Annotated in this window: 1 protein-coding gene; it reads left to right on the top strand. The window is 56.7% G+C overall.

Going from position 1 to position 397, the window contains the following annotated elements:
- A partial coding sequence (locus tag Xbed_RS19180; RefSeq protein ID WP_422641356.1) for a bacteriophage T4 gp5 trimerisation domain-containing protein occupies positions 1 to 397 on the top strand: 397 nt, incomplete at both ends.

Here is a 397-nt window from a genome sequence, read left to right as displayed (position 1 = left end):
CCTCAACGGCGATATCGACCGGCCGATTGTCACCGGCTGCGTTTACAACGACCTGAACCGCCCGCCGCTGGATTTACCGGCAGCCAAAACCCGCACCACGTTTAAAACCAAGACCCACAAGGGCAAAGGCTTCAATGAGCTGCGTTTTGAGGATGCGAAAGGCAGCGAGGAAGTTTATATCCACGGCCAGAAAGACTTTACCGCGCATATCGAAAACGATGCCTACTGGCATATCCAACACGACCAGAAGAGCCGCATCGACAACAACCGTTACCACGATATCCGCGCCGATGACCATCATCAGGTGGCGGGTTCGCGCAAAATCACCACCGACGGCGACGTCTCCCACCGGATAGCCGGCAGCCAGCATCTCCAGACCGGCGATGCCACAGTGATT

The sequence above is a fragment of the Xenorhabdus beddingii genome, from assembly GCF_002127545.1.
GTDB classification, from domain to species: Bacteria; Pseudomonadota; Gammaproteobacteria; order Enterobacterales; family Enterobacteriaceae; genus Xenorhabdus; species Xenorhabdus beddingii.
Note: the sequence above shows the minus strand (reverse complement) of the source record. Positions and strands in the feature narration are given on the sequence as shown.